This window comes from Roseococcus suduntuyensis, from assembly GCF_014196305.1.
GTDB classification, from domain to species: Bacteria; Pseudomonadota; Alphaproteobacteria; order Acetobacterales; family Acetobacteraceae; genus Roseococcus; species Roseococcus suduntuyensis.
Genome location: NZ_JACIDJ010000001.1, coordinates 71,400 through 89,918, shown reverse-complemented (window position 1 = coordinate 89,918; position 18,519 = coordinate 71,400). Strand labels below are relative to the sequence as shown.

The following is an 18,519-nucleotide window of genomic DNA, read 5'->3' as shown; positions in this document are numbered from 1 at the left end:
GCACGGGCCGCCCCGTCGTGGCCGCGGTTCAGTCGCTGCGGATGGCGTTGGCCTCGATCACCTGCCGCCAGCGCTCGCGGTCGCGGCGGATGCGGGCCTGGAAGGCGGGGCCCGCCTCGGGCAGCGGTTCGAGGCCCCGCTGCCGCAGGGTGTTCGCGGTCTGCGCATCGCGCAGGACCGCGTCGAAAAGGTCGGCGAGGCCGCTCCGGACATCGGCCGGCAGCGCCGCGGGGCCCACCAGTCCGAACCAGTTGGTGATGTCGAGCTGCGGCACGCGGGCGGCGAGGGGCGTGAGGTCGGGCGCCATGGCGCTGGGCTGCGCGGCCGTGATGCCGATGCCCTTGAGCTGCCCCGCGCGAAGCTGGCCCGCGACCTCGGCGAGGTTCGCCACCATCACATCCACCCGCCCCGCCGTCACGTCGAGCACGGCGGGCGCCCCGCCGCGATAGGGCACGTGCGTCATCCGCACGCCCAGCACCCCCGCCAGCAAGGCGCCCGCCAGGTGGTTGATCGAGCCGGTGCCACCCGAGGCATAGGTGGCCGCGCCGTCACGCTCCCGCGCGAAGCTGGCCAGGCCCTGGAGGTCGGCGAAGGGGGCATCGGGCCGCGCCACCAGCGCCATGGGCGTGCCGGCGAGGTTGGAGACCGGCACCAGTTCCCGGTCCAGGTCGAAGGGCACCGCCACCCCGGGCATGACGGGTGCGACGGACATGTTGCCCATGATGGCGCTGGCCAGGGTGTAGCCGTCGGGCGTTGCCCGGGCCGCGCCCTGGGCCGCGATGAAGCCATAGGCGCCGCTGCGCACCTCCGGCACGGTCGCGACGCCGCGCAGGCGCAGCATCCCCTCGGCGACGATGCGGATCACGATGTCCACCGCCCCGCCGGGCGGAAAGCCGATCAGCAGCCGGACGGGCTGGCTGGGCGTCCAGGCGGCGCGTGCCGGCAGGGCGGCCGCGGTGCCGAAGCCCGCGGCGAGCAGCATTCGGCGTGAGGTGATGGCGTCGGTCATGCGCAATTCCTTCCGTGGGCCATGACCGGCGCTGCCCTTCCCCTTGAGCGCATGGCCGCCCGCGTCCAGCGCGGGTCATGTCCATGCTGCATGATGTCTTTCTGTCCGAGACCGTTAAGAAGGAGCGTAAGGGCAGGAATGCCCTGCTCGCTACTGAAAAGCCGTCATGTTTCCATGAGGGTATGGAATGAAGTGACCGGAGACGCGCCATGCATCGCCACACGCCTCCCACGCATTGGCTGCGCGCCTTCGAGGCCTGCGCGCGCCATCTGAGCGTCTCGCGCGCGGCCGAGGAGCTGTCCCTCACCCAGAGCGCGGTGAGCCGACAACTGGCCGCGCTGGAGGGCCAGCTTGGCCTGCGGCTGTTCCAGCGGGTGCGGCAGCGCCTCGTGCTGACCGCCGCGGCCGCCAGCTATGCGCCCGAGGTGAGGGCCGCGCTGGCGCGCATCGACAGCGCGACGCAGGAGGTGCTCGCGCATCGCGGCGCGGGTGGCACGCTGAACCTGGTCGTCTCGCCCACCTTCGGCGCGCGTTGGCTGATGCCGCGCATGCCGCGCTTCCAGGCGCGGCATCGGCTGGTCGTGGTGAATATCCGCAACCACACCACCCTGCCACGGCCGCTGGATTTCGCGGGTGAGGGGGTTCATGCCGCCATCTACATGGGCGCGGTGCCGCGCGCGGGCGTCACGCTGCACCCGCTGGTGCGGGATGTGCGGGTGCCCATCTGCGCGCCCGCGCTGCTGGCCGGGGGCGGGCTGCCGGCGCCCGCGGCGCTGGTCCGCCATACCCTGCTCCAGCAGACGACAAGGCCCCGCGCCTGGCTGCATTGGCTGCAGGCCCATGGCGTGACGGGTGTGGATGGGCTGCGCGGCCCGCAATACCAGCACCACGCCATGGTGGCGGAGGCGGCGGCGGCCGGGCTGGGGGTGGCGTTGATGCCGCGCTTCCTGGTGGAGCCGGAGCTGGCGGCGGGGCGGCTCGTCGTCCCCTTCGACCTGCCGCTGGATGATGGCGAAGCCTATAGCCTGGCCTACCCGCAGGAGGCGGCGGGGCATCCCGTGCTGCGCGCCTTCCGCGACTGGCTGCTGGCGGAGGTGGCGGAGGTGGCGGAGGCCAGCGGATGACCAGCCCGCACCGACGGCCGGGACAGGACTCGGCCGAGGGCCAAGCGTGCGCCGCTGCTACCTATGTGCTTCCCAGGCTTTCGCTGCCTGGCCCACGATTCGCTATAAGTGCTTGATTTGGATGGTGGGCGCGACAGGGATTGAACCTGTGACCCCTGCCGTGTGAAGGCAGTGCTCTCCCGCTGAGCTACGCGCCCATCCGTGGTCGCTCCTTTGCGGCGAAGGCGGCGATCTGTCAAGCGCGCCGCACCGGTTGTATGGGCGGCCGTGAAGCGCATATGCGGCAGCATGGCCCTGCGCGTGATCCCACTTCTGCTGCTCCTCGCCACGCCGGCCGCGGCCGAGCCCTGGCGCGCCACCTATTTCATCAATGCCGCCGGCCTGCCCATCGCGCAGGTGGAACTGCGCTTCGCCCTGGACGGCCCCGGCTACAGCGTGGAAACCCGCGCGCGTTCGCTCGGTGTCGCACGGCTCTTCCTGCGGGGTGAGCAGGTCTCGCGCTCCGAAGGCCGCTGGGCGGAGGGAATGCCGCAGCCGCGCGTCCATGTCAGCGAGGGCAATTGGCGCGGGGTGATGCGCCGCACCCGGCTGGAATACGGGCCGGACGGCGCGCCCCGCGTGGCGGTGCTGACGCCGGCCCAGGACATGCCGCGCAGCCCCGTGCCGGCCTCGGCCATTCCGGGCACCATGGACGGGCTTTCCGCATTGGTGGGGCTGGCGCGCCATGTGCGCGACACCGCCACCTGCGAGACGGGCGCGCGTGGCTTCGACGGGCGGCGCCTCACGCAATTCGTCGTGGCGCGTGACCCCGCGCCGGCCGAGGCGCCCCGCCTGCGCTGCGTGATCGAGGCGCGGACGCTGGCCGGCTATGCCCTGGACCGTGACGCGGCCGAGGCGCGCGAACCCCTTCGCATCCTGGCCGAATTCGGCCCCCGTGCCCCTGGCCACCCGGCCGTGCCGGAGCGCGTGGAACTCGGCAGCCGCTGGTGGGGCACCATCGAGGCGACGCTGATGGACCTGCGCCGCGAGGCGCCGGCCACCAACTGAGCTTGGAGCATGCTGCGTTCACGCAACCTGCTCCAGCCTTTGTTGAGAGCGGGATTCAGCGTTTTCGGTGATTCCACCTCAACGCATCCCGCTCTAGCCGCCCAGCAGGAAGGGCAGGTCCTGCGGGCGCCTGGCCACCAAATCCGCCCCCTCGCCGCTGCCATAGCCCCACGCGGCGAAGACCGTCCGCACGCCGGCGCCCTTGGCGGCCAGGATGTCGTTCTGGTGGTCGCCGATCATGACGGATTGCGCGGGGCTCATGTGCATGGCCTTCAGCACGCCCAGGACATGGCCGGGGTCGGGCTTGCGGACGGGCAGGGTATCGCCGCCCACCACCAATTCGAAAAAGCGCAGCATGCCCAACGCGCGCAGCAGGGCCTGGGCGGCGGCCACGGGCTTGTTGGTGCAGACGGCGGCGCGCCAGCCGGCCACGCCCATGGTGGCCAGCGCGGCCTCGATCCCCTCATAGGGCTGGGTGAGGTTGGCGCTGTTGGCTTCCAGGTCGGCCAGGAAGGGCGGGATCACGTCATCGGTCAGGGTGGCGCCGCGGGCGGTGAAGGCCTTCACCAGCAGGGCGTGGGCGCCGTCGCCCACCATGGCGGCGACCTGGGGCACCGTGAAGGGCGCCAGCTTGTGCCGGGCCAGGGCGCGGTTCAGCACGGCCGCAATGTCCGGCGCGCTGTCCACCAGGGTTCCGTCGAGGTCGAAGATGGCAAGCTTCATGGGCGTTCCATGTGGGCGCGTTCCGTCGGCGTGGCGAAGAGTTTCAACAAAGGCGGCAGCACCAGCATCACGCAGGCCAGCGAATAGACAAGGCTGATGGACAGCACGACGCCCATGCTGGCCGTGCCCGGGTGCGGTGAGACCATCAGCGCGCCGAAGGCGGCCGCATTGGTCACGGCGGAATAGATCACGGCGCGGTTCAGCGGGCTGGCCAGCAGGTCGCGCCGCCCCTGCTGCCAGGCGGTGACGAAATAGATGTCATAGGCGACACCCATCCCGAACAGCAGCGGCAGGGCGATGATGTTGGCGAGGTTGAGGTCCGGCCCCAGCAGGGCGCAATGCGCCATGGTCAGCAGCCCCGCCAGCGCCAGCGGCGCCACCGCCAGCACCGACAGTTTCAGCGAGCGCAGCGCCACCCAGAGCAGCAGCACCACCACCGTCATGGCGATGACGCCCGAGAGGATGAAGGCCCCCTGGATGGTCGCGGAGGATTCCACCGCCGAGATGGCCAGCCCCGTCGCATCCGGCGCCACCGCCTGCACGGCGCGGGCGAAGCGGCGCAGCTGGGTGGTCTCGTCGCCCTCGCCCCCGCCTGTGTTGGGCGTGGGCGCGATCTCGATGCGCGCCTGTCCCGTGGCGGTGATCCAGTCGCGCCGCAGCGCCTCGGGCAGGGTGTCCAGCGTCACGGGCCCGGCGGAGAGCAGCAGCCGCACCCGGCGCAAGGTGTCGGTCAGGCCGGGCAGGGTGGCCTCGGCCAGGGCCTCGCGCCCCGCGGGCAGCCCGTCGGCGAGGCGGTTGTAGGCGATGGCCAGCGCGCGGGCATCGGCCGCGACCGGCCCCGTGCCGCGCAGGGCCGCCAGCGCGAGGGCCGCCTCGCGCAGGGCGGCGATGGTCTCGGCCTCGGTGGGGGGCTCGCGCGGGGTGGGGGCCAAAGCGGGCCCCAGCAGCATGGCCGCGTCCTCGATGAGGAAGAGCTTGGCCTCCTGCCCCTCGGGGATGAAGTCGGCCAGGGTGGTGGCGCGGGCCACCTCGGGCAGGGCGTCCAGCCGCGCGGCCAGGGCCTGGGCCGCTTCCATGTCCGGCGCCAGGATTTCCAGCGTGTTGGGGTCGGTGTCCGGGTCCTGCGCCAGGTCACGCCAGGTGGAGACCGATTCCGCCTGGGGGTCGCGCAGGTTGATGGGGTTGGTGTCGAAGCGCAGCCAGTAGCTGGCGCCGGCGCAGAACAGCGCCAGCAGCAAGGCGAGCGTGCCGGCCAGCCGTGCATGGCGGGAGAGCCATTGGTCCACCGGGCGCAGGGCGGGGTAGCCCACCTCCCGCATCTCGCGCCCTGGCCGGGCCAGCAGCATCAGGGCGGGCAGCATGGTCATGGCCAGCAGCCAGCCGATGAACATGCCCGCACCCGCGATCAGCCCCAGCTCCGCCACGCCGCGGTAGTCGGTCGGAATGAAGGCGAAGAAGCTGAGGCCGATGGCCAGCGTTGCCAGCGTCATGCCCGGGCCGGCCACCCGCGCGGCCTCGATCAGCGCGGGGCGCACCTGGCCGAGGCGCGCGCTCTCGGCGCGGAACTGCACGGCGTATTGCGTGCCGAAATCATTGCCCAGGCCGATGAACATCACGGCGAAGGCGATGGAGAGCGGGTTGAAGCTGCCCACCGCCAATAGGCCGAAGGCCGCCGTCCAGAAGATGCCCACCACCGTCAGCGCCAGCAGCGGCCAGATCAGCCGCCAGGAGCGCAGCGCCATCCAGAGCAGGATGCCCACCAGCACGAAGGAGAGCACGCCCGTCAGCACCGCGCCGTCGGCCACGGTGGCGAATTCCTCGTCGCCCATGGGGACGGGGCCGGTCAGGCGCAGGCGCATCCCCTGTTCCGCGAGGCCCAGCATGCGGGCCTCCTCGCGGATCACCTCCGACGCCGCGGCGCCGGCGGAAAGCTGTGCGTAGTCCAGCGTGGGCTGGATCATGACGAAGCGCCGCAGCTCGGAGGGGCGGGGCGCCTGCCCCGTCATCAGGGCGCGCCAGTCGGGCGGGGCCACGTCGTTGCGGGTGGCGGCATCGGCGGCGGCGGCCAGGGCGTGCAGGGGGCCGGCCACGCGGTCGGGCTCCGCCTCGCCTCGCGCCAATCCTTCGGCCATGAGGCGGCTGATCTCGGCCAGGCCGCGCAGCGAGGGGTCGGCCGCGATGGTGCCCAGCAGTGCCTGCCCCTCGATCAGGCGTTCGGCGACGGCCGCGACCTCGGCCTCCGGCAGGAAGAGCAGGCCGTGGCGGTCCCAGAACTCCCCGGCATCGGGGCGGCGGACGGTGCGGAACAGTTGCGGCTGGGCGCGCAGCCGTTCGGACAGCGCCTCGGCCGCGCGGTCGAGGCGCCCGGCATCGGGCCCGTCCAGCACGGCCACGACGAGGTCGGTGCGTTCGGGAAAGGCCTCGGCGAGGGTGCGCTCGGACACCCGCCAGCCGAGGTCATCGGGGAAAAGCTTGGAGACGTCGGAATCGAGGGTGAAGCGGGTGACCGTCAGCCAGGCCGCAAAGACCGTCACCACCGCGCAGAGCAGCAGCGTGGCGACGGGCCAGCGCACCGAGCGGCCGACCAGCGCGACCACGAGCCGCCCCAGCAGCGCCCCCGGGGGGGAAGGCTGCGGGGGGAGGCTCATGGGAAGGAGGGCGATCCGCGAAGGCGGAATCGCCGCAGCGGTGAATCGCCCTCCCGGCGAAGCCTAGACCGTGATCCGTTCTGGCGGATCACGGTCTAGACCGCATGCACCAGCAGCGCCGCCACCAGGGCCGCCAGCGCCACGCCGGGCCAGAAGGCCTGGCTGGTGCTGCCCTCGCACGTCTCGGGCTGGCGCCGGGAAAGCCAGCGCAGGCAGCCCGCCATGACGGCCAGCAGGCCGACCAGCGCGGCACCCGCGCCGAGCGCCACCGTGCCGGCGCCGACCAGCAGCAGCGCCAGGATGCCGCCGGGCAGCGCGGGGAACCACACGCTCAGCGCCAGCGCCGCCGCCAGCAGGAACACGGGCAGCACGGCCCAGAGCCCCGGCACCAGCACCCCCATGAACAGCGCCGCGATGGGGCCGCAGAGCGCGGTGGCGATGAGGATGGACGACTCGGTCAACGCCTGCAGCCGGTCGGGCGGGACCTCGCCGCGCAGCAGCCAGGCCTGCCACAGGGTCAGCTTCACCAGCCCCAGCATCAGCACCGCCGTGGCGAGGATCATGGCGCCGGAGGCGGCGAAACCCGTGCCCGCCTGCGCCCCCAGAAGCAGCACGCCGGGCAGGGCCAGCGCCATGCCGCCCAGTGCCAGGATGCGGTGTTTGCGCGCGCTGCGCATGGCGCCGGTGCCGCGCAGGGCGAACCAGAGCAGCGGCAGGCTGCCCATCCAGATGGCCGCCCCCGATTCGCGCAGGAAGGTGGCCAGCACGGGCAGCGCGCCGGCATGGGCGCCCCCCTGAAGGATGCCGCCCAGCAGCAGCACGGCGGCGGCCCCCACGATGGGGGCGGGCGGCCCGTCTTTCCAGGCCAGCGCGGCGGTGGCCGCCCCGCCGCCGAGTGCCATCAGCGCGCCGATCCAGCCGCCCCAGCCCGCGGTGGAGGGCAGGACCAGCAGCGCCACCAGCACCGCCAGAACGGCGGCCACGGTGGTGACATAGCGGGCCAGCGGCCGCACCGCGGGCGGGGCCGCGACCAGCAGGAAGGCGGCGCTGCCGAGTGCGGCGCTGCGCGCGAGCATGGCCAGCGCGTAGGGGAACCAACCCTCCATCATCGCTCAGCCCGCCGCCGGCGTGGCGGGGGGCGCCATGCGGTTGGGTGCGCGCAGGAAGAAGCGCGCGAAGCGGGCCAGGGCCGGCATGGTGGTGGGGCGCAGCAGGCGGGTGTCATAGCCCGCGAAGCGGCGGTCATTCTCCGCGAGGCAGAGGTCAATGATGTCGGCCAGGGTGTAGTCCTCGGCGGAGACCGACTTGGCGCCGGTCACGGTGAAGTTGTTGTCCTGCTTCTGCTCCTTGCCGGAGCCATCCACGGTCTTCGCCAGCCCCACGCGCTCCCACCCCAGGAAGGCCCAGACGGCCCAGACCCGCAGCTCGAACCAGGGGCGGCGCCAGAGCGGCATGTTGGCGCGGTGCCAGGCCAGCCAGTTGGCGAAGAGCAGGATGTGCCGGCATTCCTCCTGGATCACCGGCTCGAAGGTGTCGGTGAGTTCCGTGGGGAAGAAGCCGGAGCGCCGGGCCATCTCGAACAGGCCGAAGGCGAAGAAGCTGTCCACGCATTCACTGAAGCCGGTGACGAGATAGGCCCATTCCGGGTCGCGCGGCTGCACGTATTCGGGCTCGGGCGCCAGCTTGATGTCATAGGCGGCCACGAGGCGCGACAGCACCTCCTTGTGGCGGTTCTCCTCCCAGCCGTTGCGCGCGATGGTCTCGCGCATCTCGGGGTCCTGGATGGTGGCGGCATAGGCGGCCATCCGCAGCCGGGCCTTGCCCTCGGTCTGCACCGCGATGTCCCAGATGGGGAGCGAGGTGATGCGACCCAGCGCCTCCGCGTCGAGCTTGGGCCAGGGAATGACGCTCGGCTTGTAGGGGTTGAAGGTCTCCTCGAACATGCGGCAGACGGCGCGCTTGTGTTCGGGCGAGCCGGGGCGCAGCCGGCCGGGCTCGGGGCTGTGCCAGTGGCGGGCGCGGGCATCGGCGGCGGCGACCGTCGCCGCGTCGGGCAGGCGCCCGGCCAGGTTGTCGTCGAGGCGGCCGGAGAGGCGGGCGTCGATGTCCGAGACAGAATGGCTCAAGGCGGCGTGGCTCCGAGGGGCGCGCGTGGGTTAGGCCGTGCTTACCTGATTACCCGTGGCCCGCGCGCAAGTCCACGCGCGGCAGGTCAGTCCCCCGCCAGCAGGGGAGCGCCGGCGCGGCGGACATGGGCCTCGGCGCGGCTGGCGGCCAACGCCTCGTCCCCGGTGAGGATGGCTTCCGATATCCCACGGTGTTTCTTCCCAGGTGCGGCGCTGGGCGGCCTTGCCCCTGATGGCATTCTCGAGCGCCGTGCGGACCCGTCGGGTTCATCAGCTCGGGTATGGGGGCCTCCTGCCGCCAGGAGTTGTGTCCAATGTGAGGAGGCGGGCCCAGCTCAACGAAAAAGCCGCGCGCCCATCGCAGGCGCGCGGCTTTCCGAAGGCTCCGGCGGTGGCAGGGCGTTACTGCGGTTCAATCCCCGCGGCGCGGATCGCGTTGCTCCACTTGGCGGTCTCGGCGCGGATGAAGGCCGCGGCCTCCGCCGGGGTGGAGGGCAGCAGCGCCATGCCGAAGCCGCTGCTGAGCCGTTCCTGCAAGGTGCTGTCCGACATCGCATGCCGCACCGCCACATTCAGCCGCTGGATGATCGGCGCGGGCGTCGCCGCCGGCACCATCAGCGCGAACCAGGCGAAGAGCTCGTAGTCCGGCAGGCCCTGCTCGGCCACCGGCGCCACGTCGGGCAACTGGGCCGAGCGCGTGCGCGTCGTGATGCCCAGCACCCGCAGCTGCCCGCCCTGCACGCCGGGCAGGATCACCGCCTGGTCGGCCACGAACAGGTTCACCCGCCCCGCGATCAGATCCTGCACCGCATTGGGCGAGGAGCGGTAGGGCACGTTCAGCATCTTCACGCCGGCCATGGCGGCCAGCATCTCGGCCGCCACCTGCTGCGAGGAGGAGGCGGAAGCGAAGCTGATGCTCTCCGGCCGCTCGCGCGCGGCGGCGATCAGGTCCTGCAGGGTGCGGTAGGGGGAGTTGGCGGCGACCGCCACCAGCAGCGGGATGGAGGCGAGCGTCGAGACCGGCGCGAAGTCACGCTCCTGGTCATAAGGCACGCGGCGGAACAGGGCGTTGGCGGCGGCTTGCGTGGAGTTGGTGCCGAAGAGCACCGTGTAGCCATCGGGGGCGGAGCGGGCCACGGCCTCGGCGCCGATCATGCCCGAGGCGCCGGCGCGGTTCTCCACCACCACCGGCTGGCCCAGGTTGTCGCGCATGCGCTCGGCGAAGAGGCGGCCCAGGATGTCGGTGGCGCTGCCGGCGGCGAAGGGCACGATGGCGCGGACGGGCTGGGCGGGCCAGGTCTGTGCCATGGCGGAGGGGGCGGTCGCGGCGGTGGCGACGGCGGTGGCCGGAAGTGCGGCCAGCAAAGCGCGGCGGTTCATGTGCGGTTTCCTTCCCTCGGATGTTTCGCGGATAGGCGGAACCGGGGCGCCCCGCAAGCGGCTTGCGGCAAGCAGCTTGCAGCACGGGCGCGCGCGGCGAATGCTGCGCCGGCAGGAGGATACGACGATGGACACGGAGGCGGCGGGCTGGACGCTCGCCATTCACGGGGGTGCGGGCACCATTCCGCGCGCCGCGCTGACCGGTGGCAAGGAGGCCGAATACCGCGCCGGGCTGCTGGCGGCGCTGGAGGCGGGGGCCACCGTGCTGCGCGCCGGCGGCACGGCCGGGGATGCTGTGGTGGAGGCCGTGCGCGCCCTGGAGGATTGCCCGCTGTTCAACGCCGGGCGTGGCAGCACCTTCACCTCGGACGGCACCATCGAGATGGACGCGGCGCTGATGCTGGGCGAGGGCAAGGCCGGCGCCGTGACCGGCGTGACGCGCCCGCGCAACCCCATCCGCGCGGCGCGCGCGGTGCTGGAGGGCGGGCGGCATGTGCTGCTGTCCGGCGCCGCCGCCGATGCCTTCGCCGCCGCCACGGGGCTCGATCTGGCCCCGGCCGACTACTTCCGCACCGAGCACCGCCTGGCGCAGCTCGAGGCCGCCCGCGCGCAGGACCGCGTGGCGCTGGACCATGACGTGCCGGCCCCCGCACGCATGGGCACGGTGGGCGCCGTGGCGCGCGATGCGGCGGGGCGGCTCGCGGCCGCGACCTCCACGGGCGGCATGACCAACAAGCGGCCGGGGCGCGTGGGGGATTGCCCGGTCTTCGGCGCCGGCACCTGGGCGGACCAGGCCGTCGCCATCTCCTGCACCGGCACGGGCGAGGCCTTCATCCGTGCCGCTGCCGCGCATGAGATCAGCGCCCGCATACGCCATCTGGGCGAAACGCTGGAACAGGCCTGCGCGCGCGTCATCGGCACGGATGTGCCAGCGGCGGGCGGGCGTGGCGGGCTGATCGCGGTGGACGCGGCGGGCCACGCGGCGCTGCCCTTCAACACGGAGGGGATGTATCGCGGCGCATGGCGCGCGGGCGGGCGGCCCTTCATCGCCATTCATGAGGAGGCGCCGGCCGGTTCCGTCCCGCCCGCATAAGCTGGTGCTTGGCGGTAACTATTTCTCCTGTAACCGCCAAGCTTGCTGAGACAATAATCCAGAAATGACCCCCATTTTTTTGCAAAAAAATTTGGAGAGACCAAGTCCATGGCGTAGTTATTACTGCATTATTCTGCGCCAGAACGGGAGTTTTTTTGCAACGGTCATGGTGACGTGGCGTTCACCTGCCACACCAAAATCAAACGGAGATGTTCCATGGCCAAATTCATCCGCGTCTGCCAGGCGGCCCTCGTGGCCGCCCTGCTTTCGGCACCTGTCCTGACGACGGCGGTCCACGCGCAGCCCGCCACGACGACACCCGGCATGACCACGATCCCCGGCACGGGCGGAACCTACACCGGTGTTGGGCGCACCGACGGGTTCAACTGGGGCTGGCTCGGCCTGATCGGGCTCGCTGGCCTGGCACCGCTCTTCATGCGGCGCGACCGCCACGCCACCATTCATCCCGATACCCGGCGCTAGACCATGATCCGGACCGGCGAATGCTGGTCCGGCCCTTGCTGAAGGGGCGCTTCACCGCGACGGCGATATCGCCGTCGCGGACCGCGCCCCAGCTTCGCGGCTACCGCCTGGCCGCGAAGAACTCGCGCAGCAGCGCCGCCGCCTCGGCCTCGCGCACGCCGCCCACCACCTCCGGCGCGTGGTGGCATTGGCGGTGGGCGAAGACGCGTGCGCCATGCTCCACCCCGCCCGATTTGGGGTCATAGGCGCCGAAGACCACGCGCTTCACCCGGAACAGGCTGGCCGCCTGGGCGCACATGGCGCAGGGCTCCAGCGTGACCCAGAGCGTGGCGTCCTCCAGGTGCTTGTCGGCGCGGAGCGCGGCGGCGGCGCGCATGGCCAGGATTTCCGCATGGGCCGAGGGGTCGTGCCGCGCCTCCACCTCATTGCCGGCGCGGGACAGCACCTGGCCCGCGGCATCGGTGACGACGGCGCCCACCGGCACCTCGCCGCGCCGGGCGGCGGCGCGGGCCTCTTCCAGCGCGATCTCCATGGGCGACATGCGGCGCTTGTGCCGCAGAAGTCGTGGCCGCGCCACTTGCGGCCGGCGGCGCCCCCGCGTCACAAGGGCGCATGGAGAAACGCCCCCTCATCGGCCTGACCCTGGACAGCGAGGCGGCCGGCGGCTGGTCGAAGCTGCCCTGGTATGCGCTGCGCCAGAATTATTTTTCCGCCGTCATCGCGGCCGGCGGGCTGCCGGTGGCCTTGCCCCATGCGCCCGAACTGGCGCTGGACTACCTGGCCGCGCTGGACGGGCTGCTGGTGACGGGCGGCGCCTTCGACGTGGACCCGGCAATTTGGAGCAACCCGCCCCTCGCCCCCCACCCCAAGGTGGTGCTGAAGCCCGGCCGCACCGATTTCGAACTGGCCGCGACGCGCGCCGCCCTGGCGCGGGACATGCCGGTGCTGGGCATCTGCGGCGGGCAGCAGCTTCTGGCGGTGGCGCTCGGCGCCACGCTGCACCAGCACATCCCGGACGAGGCGCCCTCCGATATCGCGCACGAACAGCCCAACCCGCGCACCGAGCCGGGGCATGAGGTGGAGGTCGCGCCCGGCACGCTGCTGGCGCGCATCACCGGCCGCGCGCGCATGGCGGTGAACTCCGCGCACCACCAGGCCGTGCGGTCGGTGGGCGAAGGGCTGGTGGTGAATGCCCGTGCGCCGGACGGGCTGATCGAGGGCATCGAGGCCCCCGCGCATCGCTTCGCCCTGGGGGTGCAGTGGCACCCCGAATACGCGGTGGACCCGGCCGACCCGTTGATCCTGAAGGCTTTCGTGGAGGCGTGCCGTGGCTGACCCGTCCGATGACCGCAAGGCGAAGCCTGGAGGGCTGAATCGGCCGGGGGAAACAACCCCCAAGCCGGAAGGCGAGCGGATTGCGAAGTGGCTGGCCCGCGCAGGCGTGGCCTCGCGCCGCGACGCGGAGAAGATCATCGCCGAGGGCCGCGTGACGCTGGAGGGCAAGCCTGTCACCCAGCCCGCCACCTTCGTCCAGCCCAACGACATCGTCACCGTGGACGGCCAGGCGGTGAACGAGCCGGAGCGCACGCGGCTGTTCCGCTACCACAAGCCCGCCGGGCTGATGACCACCCACAAGGACCCGGAAGGCCGCCCCACCGTCTTCGAGAAGCTGCCGGAGGATTTGCCGCGCCTCATCTCCATCGGCCGCCTCGACTACAACAGCGAGGGGCTGCTGCTGCTCACCAATGACGGCGCGCTGGCGCGGCGGCTGGAGCTGCCCTCGAATGGCTGGGTGCGGCGGTACCGCGTGCGGGTCTTCGGCCTGGTGAACGAGAAGGCGCTGGTGGCGTTGGCCCAGGGCGTCACCATCGAGGGCATCCGCTACGCGCCCATCGAGGCGGGGCTGGATTCCAAGAAGGGCGACAACGCCTGGCTGACCGTGGCCCTGCAGGAGGGCAAGAACCGCGAAATCCGCCGCGTCATGGCCTATCTGGGGCTGGAGGTCTCGCGCCTCATCCGCGTCGCCTATGGCCCCTTCCAGCTCGGCACCATGGAGCGTGGCGCGGTGGAGGAGGTGAACCCGAAGGTGGTGCGCGAGCAGCTTGGGCTGGCGGCGCCGGCCCGCAAGCGCTGATGCGCATCATCGCCGGCGCCTGGAAGGGCAGGCGGCTGCAGGCCCCGGAGGGGCTGGGAACGCGCCCCACCTCCATCCGCGCGCGGCAGGCACTGTTCGACATGCTCTGGCATGCCCCCTGGGCGGGGCGCGAACTGGTGGAGGGTGCCGTGGTGCTGGACGCCTTCGCCGGCACCGGGGCCTATGGGCTGGAGGCGCTGTCGCGCGGCGCGGCCGAGGCCACCTTCCTGGAAAAGGACCGCGCGGCGCTTTCCGCCCTGCGCGCCAATATCGCCGCCTGCGCGGGTGCCACGGCGCGGGTGCTCGCGGCCGATGCCACCAGGCCGCCGCGCGCCGTGACGCCCTGCACCCTGGCCTTCCTGGACCCGCCCTATGGCGCCGGCCTGCTGAAGCCCGCGCTGGATGCCCTGGACGCGGCCGGCTGGTTCGCGCCGGGCGCCATCATCTGCACCGAGCTCGGCCCCAAGGACGACGCGCCGGAAACCCGCTTCCCGGTGCTGACGGAACGCGCCCATGGCAAGGCGCGGCTCCTGGTCCTGGGCGGATGATCGCGCTGCGCCGCCTGCTGGTGGTGGTGCCATCGCCCGGCTTCGGCGGCGCGGAGGCACAGACCCTGCAGGTGGCCCGCGGCCTGGCGCGGATGGGCGTCGAGGTGCTGGTGGTGGCCGAACCGGCCACGCTCGCCGCCGCGGGCGCGGCCCTGGCCGGCTGCGCCAGCCGCCCCGCCGCGCTGCACATGGACCCCGACGCGCCGCTCGCCGTGGCTCTGGCCCGGCAGGGCGAGGCGCTCCGTCCCTTTTTGCGCGGGGCGGAGGCCGCGCTGGTCTGCTGCCCCCTGCCCAATGCCGCGCTGGGCGCGCTGCGGGTCCTGTCGGAAGTTCGCATGCCCACCCTGGCCGTGGCGCATCTGGTCCGCGTGGACTGGAATTCCACCCCGGCCGAGGCCGCGCTGGTGGCCGGGTTGCGCGTGGGCTGGGCCGCCGTCTCCGCACCCGCCGCGCGGCGGCTGGAGGCGCTGTTCGACCTGTCGCATGGCCAGGTGGCCGTGGTGCCCAACGGCCTGCCGCCCGCGTCTTCCCCCGCGGCGGACCGCGCCCGCTTCAACCTGCCGGAGGGCGTCCCGCTGCTGGTGCAGGTGGGGCGCCTCGATGACCGCAAGGGCGCGCATCTGGCCCCCGCCTTGTCCTGGGCGGTGGCGCCGGGCCTGCTGGTCCTGGCTGGCGAGGGGCCTTTCGCGCCCGCCCTCGCCGCCGCCGGGGTGCGGCTGCTGGGGCAGGTGGCCGATGTGCCGGCGCTGCTGGCCTCGGCCGATGCGCTGGTGCTGCCCTCGCGCCATGAGGGCGCGCCCCTGGTGCTGCTGGAGGCGGCGCGGGCCGGCTGCCCCATCCTCGCCACCCGCGCCGCGCTGGAGGCCTGGCCGGCGCCCGAGGCCGTGGCGCGCATCATCCCGCGCGAGGCCGATGCCATCGCCGCCGCCTTCCGTGCCCTGCTGGCTGACCGCGCGGGCACCATCGCCCGTGTGGCAGCGGCACGCGCGGTGGCGGAGGCCTGCGACGAGGCGGGCATGATCACCCTCACCGCCCGCCTGATCGAGGCCGAGGCCGCCCGATGCGCCGCCTGATCCTGGATCGCCCGCCCGGCCCCGCCCGCTTCTGGCTGGGCGAGGCGCCCTTCCGACTGGACGCCCCGGTGGCCGGCACGCTCGCGCTGCACCTGTCGCGCCCCGCGCCCCTTTCCACGCTGGTGGTGGGCGCCGCCCGCCTGCCCGGGGCGCTGCTGCGCGCGGGCTGGGTGGAATGCGCGGCCTCCGGCCCCGTGGCGCTGCGGGCCGAGGGCGCGCCCATCGCCCTGTCCCTGGACCAACACGGCCGCCCCGCCCTGCGCGCCTGGGACATGCCGCCCGAACCGCCCTGGCAGGCCGCGCGCATCCTGGGCCATGGCGCGGTGGTGGCGCTGGGGGCGGGCGGTGCGCGGCCGATGCTGCGCCTGGCGGCGGGCGAGGCCGCCTGGGTCACGCTGCCTTATCTGGACACGCTGCCCGAACCCCGCCTGCGCGCCCTGCGCGGCCCCCTTCCGCGCGCCGCGCTGCGCTGGGGCCCGCCCCATGCCCCCGCGGCACAGGGCCCCGGCCCCGCCACGCTCTGGCTGCGCGCGGGCCTGGCCTGCGAGGTGGTCTGGGAGGGTTGATCAGCCTGCCGGCGCGATGGCGCCATGCGGCGCCGCCATCAGGCGTTCCAGCAGGGCGCTGCGCTGCACGGGCTTGGGCAGGTAGTCATCCATGCCGGCCGCGCGGCATTGCCGTTCATAGACCAGCCCCACCGCCGCCGTCAGGCCGATGATGGGGGCGCGCCTGTTGGGCCCGTCCCCGGCACGGATGCGGCGTGTCGCTTCCAGCCCATCCACCACCGGCATCTGCAAATCCATGAGGATGAGGTCGAAGGCATGGGCCTCGGCGATGGTGACACCCTCATCGCCATCGCCCGCCACCACCACCTCGCAGTTCATTTTGCCCAGCAGCGCACGCATGACCATCTGGTTGGTCGGGTTGTCCTCGACCAGCAGCACATGGCGGCGCGGCATCTCGGCGGCGGGTTCGGGCGTGGGCGCGGGGGCCTGTGCGGCCGTCCCTGGCCCGCGCATGGCGTGCTGCAGGGCGTCGCGCAGCCGGGCGGGCAGGGTGGGCTTCAGCAGCATGGCGTCCACCAGCCCCTCATGCGGCTGTTCGCGCGCGAGGTCCGCGCCCGAGCTGCACAGCAGGATGGCCATGCGCGGCAGCCCCTGCGTGGCGCGGACATGGCGTGCGAGGTCGAGGCCGTTGGTCTCGCCCAACTGCCCATCCAGCACCATGGCCTGCACGGACTGGTTGGCCTCCGCCGCGGCGAGGATGGTCTGCATGGCGCTCGTGGCATCGGGCACCGCGATGGCCAGCGCCCCCATGGCGGTCAGTTGCCGCACCAGGATTTCGCGGTTGATCTCCAGGTCATCCACCACCAGCACGCGCAGCCCCACGAGGCCATCGATGCGCGGCGGCTCGGCCGGGGTGGCGGAGACGCCGGTGCGCAGCGTGAAGCTGAAGCGGCTGCCGCCGCCGCGCGGCAGCGTTGGATCGCGCGGGGCGGCCTCGATGTTGCCGCCCATCTCCTCCGCGAGGCGCTTGCAGATGGCCAGCCCCAGCCCCGTGCCGCCATATTTGCGGTTGATGGAGGCATCGGCCTGGGTGAAGCGCTCGAACAGGTGCGGGATCTGGTGGGCTTCGAGGCCGATGCCGGTGTCCAGCACATGGCAGCGCAGCAGCCACTCGCGCTTGCCGCGCAGGCGTTCGGCGCTGATCTCCAGCTCGATCCAGCCATGCTCGGTGAACTTCACCGCATTGCCGACCAGGTTGAACAGCACCTGGCGGAAACGCCCGGGGTCCCCCACCACCTGGGCGGGCATGGAGGGGTCCAGCGCCACCACCAGCTCCACATCCTTGGTGGCGGCGCGGGGGGCGAAGAGTTCCACGATGGTGCCGATCTCGCGTTCCAGGTCGAAGGGCACGCGTTCCAGCTCCACCGCGCCGGCTTCGAGCTTGGACAGGTCCAGGATGTCGTTCAGCACCATCAGCAGGTGCTCGGCCGAGTTCTGGATGGTCTCGCCATAGCGGCGCTGCAGGGGGTCCAGGCGCGTGTCGAGCAGCAGGCCGGTCATGCCGATCACGCCGTTCATGGGCGTTCGGATCTCGTGGCTCATGCTGGCCAGGAAGTCCTCCTTGGCGCGGGATGCGGCGCGGGCCTGGCGCTCGCTTTCCTTCAGGCGGCGGCCCTGGGCCTCCAGCGCCTGCGCCTGACGAATGACCAGCGCCAGCGCGCCCAGGATGGCCAGCCCCGCCACGCCGATGCCCACCAGCAGCAGCAGGCTCAGCGCCCGGATGCCGTCGAAGGCGTCGTCCTGGCGGCGGACCACCTCCACCACGAACAACCCCTGCCGCGTCACGGCGAAGCTGCCGATGATGTCCAGCCCGTCCTGGTCGGCGCCGGTGTAGGTGCCGCTCTCGCGCCGGGGCAGGAAGTTGCGGAAGGGCCAGGCGCCGGGATGGATGGTCCCGATGCCCTCCCGCGCCCCGTCCGAGCGCACCAGCAGCGCGCCGTTGAAGGCGTGCAGCCGCACCGTGACGCCGAAGGCGCTGGCGTATTGCTGCGAGATGGAGATCAGGTAGTCGGGGTTCAGCAGCGCCACCACGGCGCCGTCGAACTCGCCCGTGGGAGTGCGGATGGCGCGGGCGAGGGGGATGGACCACAGCCCGCTTTCCGCGATGGCGCGGGGGTTGGTGCCGGCCAGGAAGCGCCCGGCCTCGGGCGGGCCCAGGCGCAGCTGCTGCCCGCCGAAGCGCAGCACGCGGAACCAGTCGCGGTTGGCGAGGTCCACGCCCACCAGCGGGTCCGTCGTGGCGTGGATCACCACGCCGCCCGTGTCGGTGACGCCCAGCGCGCGAAGCTGCGTGAGATCCCCCAGCAGGCTGGAGCGTTCGCCAGCCAGCGCGGCGGCCACCCGTTCCCGCGGGCGCTCGGCCACATCCAGCAGCATGAGGTCCACGGTCTGGATGGCGCGGGTGAGCTGGTCGGACAGGGCGACGGCGACGGCTTCGGTCAGGCGTTCCGCCTCGCGCCGCGCCTCGGTGTGGCCGCGATAGGTCACGATGCCCCAGACGCCCAGCAGGCACAGGATCACGATGGCCGCCACGGTGGGGTAGAGTCGCGTGGAACGGCGCGGGAC

General features: G+C 72.7%; 17 protein-coding genes and 1 tRNA gene. 9 read left to right on the top strand and 9 right to left on the bottom strand.

The window, feature by feature from the left end; genetic code table 11:
- Positions 1–28 precede the first annotated feature (28 nt).
- Positions 29–1,009 carry a Bug family tripartite tricarboxylate transporter substrate binding protein gene (locus GGQ83_RS00425; RefSeq protein WP_184381625.1) on the bottom strand — a complete coding sequence of 327 codons (981 nt, stop codon included), beginning with the start codon at positions 1,007–1,009 and terminating at the stop codon, positions 29–31.
- 209 nt (positions 1,010–1,218) lie between these two features.
- Between GGQ83_RS00425 and GGQ83_RS00420 the strand changes: the two genes are divergently transcribed.
- Positions 1,219–2,133: a LysR substrate-binding domain-containing protein gene (locus GGQ83_RS00420; protein WP_184381624.1), complete on the top strand. Its 915-nt coding sequence runs from the start codon at positions 1,219–1,221 to the stop codon at positions 2,131–2,133.
- Positions 2,134–2,255: 122 nt separating this feature from the next.
- Here the strand turns inward: GGQ83_RS00420 and GGQ83_RS00415 are convergent.
- Positions 2,256–2,330 (bottom strand) — tRNA-Val (locus tag GGQ83_RS00415).
- 103 nt (positions 2,331–2,433) lie between these two features.
- Between GGQ83_RS00415 and GGQ83_RS00410 the strand changes: the two genes are divergently transcribed.
- A complete protein-coding gene (locus GGQ83_RS00410; protein WP_184381623.1) occupies positions 2,434–3,180 on the top strand; it encodes a DUF3108 domain-containing protein in 747 nt (248 codons plus the stop codon).
- A gap of 93 nt (positions 3,181–3,273) precedes the next feature.
- Here the strand turns inward: GGQ83_RS00410 and gph are convergent, their stop codons facing one another.
- The 5 genes from gph to GGQ83_RS00385 form a co-directional block, all read right to left on the bottom strand.
- Complete coding sequence (gene gph / locus GGQ83_RS00405; RefSeq protein WP_184381622.1) at positions 3,274–3,903, bottom strand: phosphoglycolate phosphatase; 630 nt, start codon at positions 3,901–3,903, stop codon at positions 3,274–3,276.
- Entirely contained in the window at positions 3,900–6,551 is a 2,652-nt protein-coding gene (locus GGQ83_RS00400; protein ID WP_184381621.1) for an MMPL family transporter, read from the bottom strand. Before GGQ83_RS00400 ends, gph begins: the two co-directional genes overlap by 4 nt.
- Before the next feature lie 95 nt (positions 6,552–6,646).
- Positions 6,647–7,660, bottom strand: coding sequence for a hypothetical protein (locus tag GGQ83_RS00395; protein ID WP_184381620.1), 1,014 nt, complete (start codon positions 7,658–7,660; stop codon positions 6,647–6,649).
- Between the two features lie 3 nt (positions 7,661–7,663).
- Complete coding sequence (locus GGQ83_RS00390) at positions 7,664–8,677, bottom strand: ferritin-like domain-containing protein (RefSeq protein ID WP_375781499.1); 1,014 nt, start codon at positions 8,675–8,677, stop codon at positions 7,664–7,666.
- A 402-nt stretch (positions 8,678–9,079) separates the two neighbouring features.
- Positions 9,080–10,057: a Bug family tripartite tricarboxylate transporter substrate binding protein gene (locus GGQ83_RS00385; protein WP_184381619.1), complete on the bottom strand. Its 978-nt coding sequence runs from the start codon at positions 10,055–10,057 to the stop codon at positions 9,080–9,082.
- A 127-nt stretch (positions 10,058–10,184) separates the two neighbouring features.
- Here GGQ83_RS00385 and GGQ83_RS00380 point away from each other — a divergent pair, with 127 nt between their 5' ends.
- Entirely contained in the window at positions 10,185–11,150 is a 966-nt protein-coding gene (locus GGQ83_RS00380) for an isoaspartyl peptidase/L-asparaginase family protein (RefSeq protein WP_184381618.1), read from the top strand.
- Positions 11,151–11,366: 216 nt separating this feature from the next.
- Entirely contained in the window at positions 11,367–11,633 is a 267-nt protein-coding gene (locus GGQ83_RS00375; protein ID WP_184381617.1) for a WGxxGxxG family protein, read from the top strand.
- Between the two features lie 100 nt (positions 11,634–11,733).
- Here the strand turns inward: GGQ83_RS00375 and GGQ83_RS00370 are convergent, their stop codons facing one another.
- A complete protein-coding gene (locus tag GGQ83_RS00370; RefSeq protein WP_184381616.1) occupies positions 11,734–12,165 on the bottom strand; it encodes a nucleoside deaminase in 432 nt (143 codons plus the stop codon).
- 80 nt (positions 12,166–12,245) lie between these two features.
- Here GGQ83_RS00370 and GGQ83_RS00365 point away from each other — a divergent pair, with 80 nt between their 5' ends.
- Genes GGQ83_RS00365 through GGQ83_RS00345 form a run of 5 tightly spaced genes read left to right on the top strand, consistent with a single transcriptional unit; the run spans position 12,246 to position 15,954 of the window.
- Positions 12,246–12,968, top strand: coding sequence for a gamma-glutamyl-gamma-aminobutyrate hydrolase family protein (locus GGQ83_RS00365; RefSeq protein WP_184381615.1), 723 nt, complete (start codon positions 12,246–12,248; stop codon positions 12,966–12,968).
- Positions 12,969–13,002: 34 nt separating this feature from the next.
- The gene (locus GGQ83_RS00360; RefSeq protein ID WP_184382899.1) at positions 13,003–13,767 is read left to right on the top strand and encodes a pseudouridine synthase; all 765 of its coding nucleotides are present in this window, start codon (positions 13,003–13,005) and stop codon (positions 13,765–13,767) included.
- On the top strand, positions 13,767–14,315 hold the full coding sequence (gene rsmD, locus GGQ83_RS00355) for a 16S rRNA (guanine(966)-N(2))-methyltransferase RsmD (protein ID WP_184381614.1): 549 nt from the start codon (positions 13,767–13,769) through the stop codon (positions 14,313–14,315). Before GGQ83_RS00360 ends, rsmD begins: the two co-directional genes overlap by 1 nt.
- Positions 14,312–15,388 (top strand): glycosyltransferase family 4 protein, encoded by a 1,077-nt coding sequence (locus GGQ83_RS00350; protein WP_184381613.1) that lies wholly within the window; start codon positions 14,312–14,314, stop codon positions 15,386–15,388. Before rsmD ends, GGQ83_RS00350 begins: the two co-directional genes overlap by 4 nt.
- Entirely contained in the window at positions 15,376–15,954 is a 579-nt protein-coding gene (locus tag GGQ83_RS00345) for a hypothetical protein (RefSeq protein ID WP_184381612.1), read from the top strand. The genes GGQ83_RS00350 and GGQ83_RS00345 overlap by 13 nt, the downstream gene beginning before the upstream one ends.
- Here the strand turns inward: GGQ83_RS00345 and GGQ83_RS00340 are convergent, their stop codons facing one another.
- Positions 15,955–18,486 (bottom strand): response regulator, encoded by a 2,532-nt coding sequence (locus GGQ83_RS00340; protein ID WP_184381611.1) that lies wholly within the window; start codon positions 18,484–18,486, stop codon positions 15,955–15,957. It abuts the gene before it with no gap.
- Positions 18,487–18,519 lie beyond the last annotated feature (33 nt).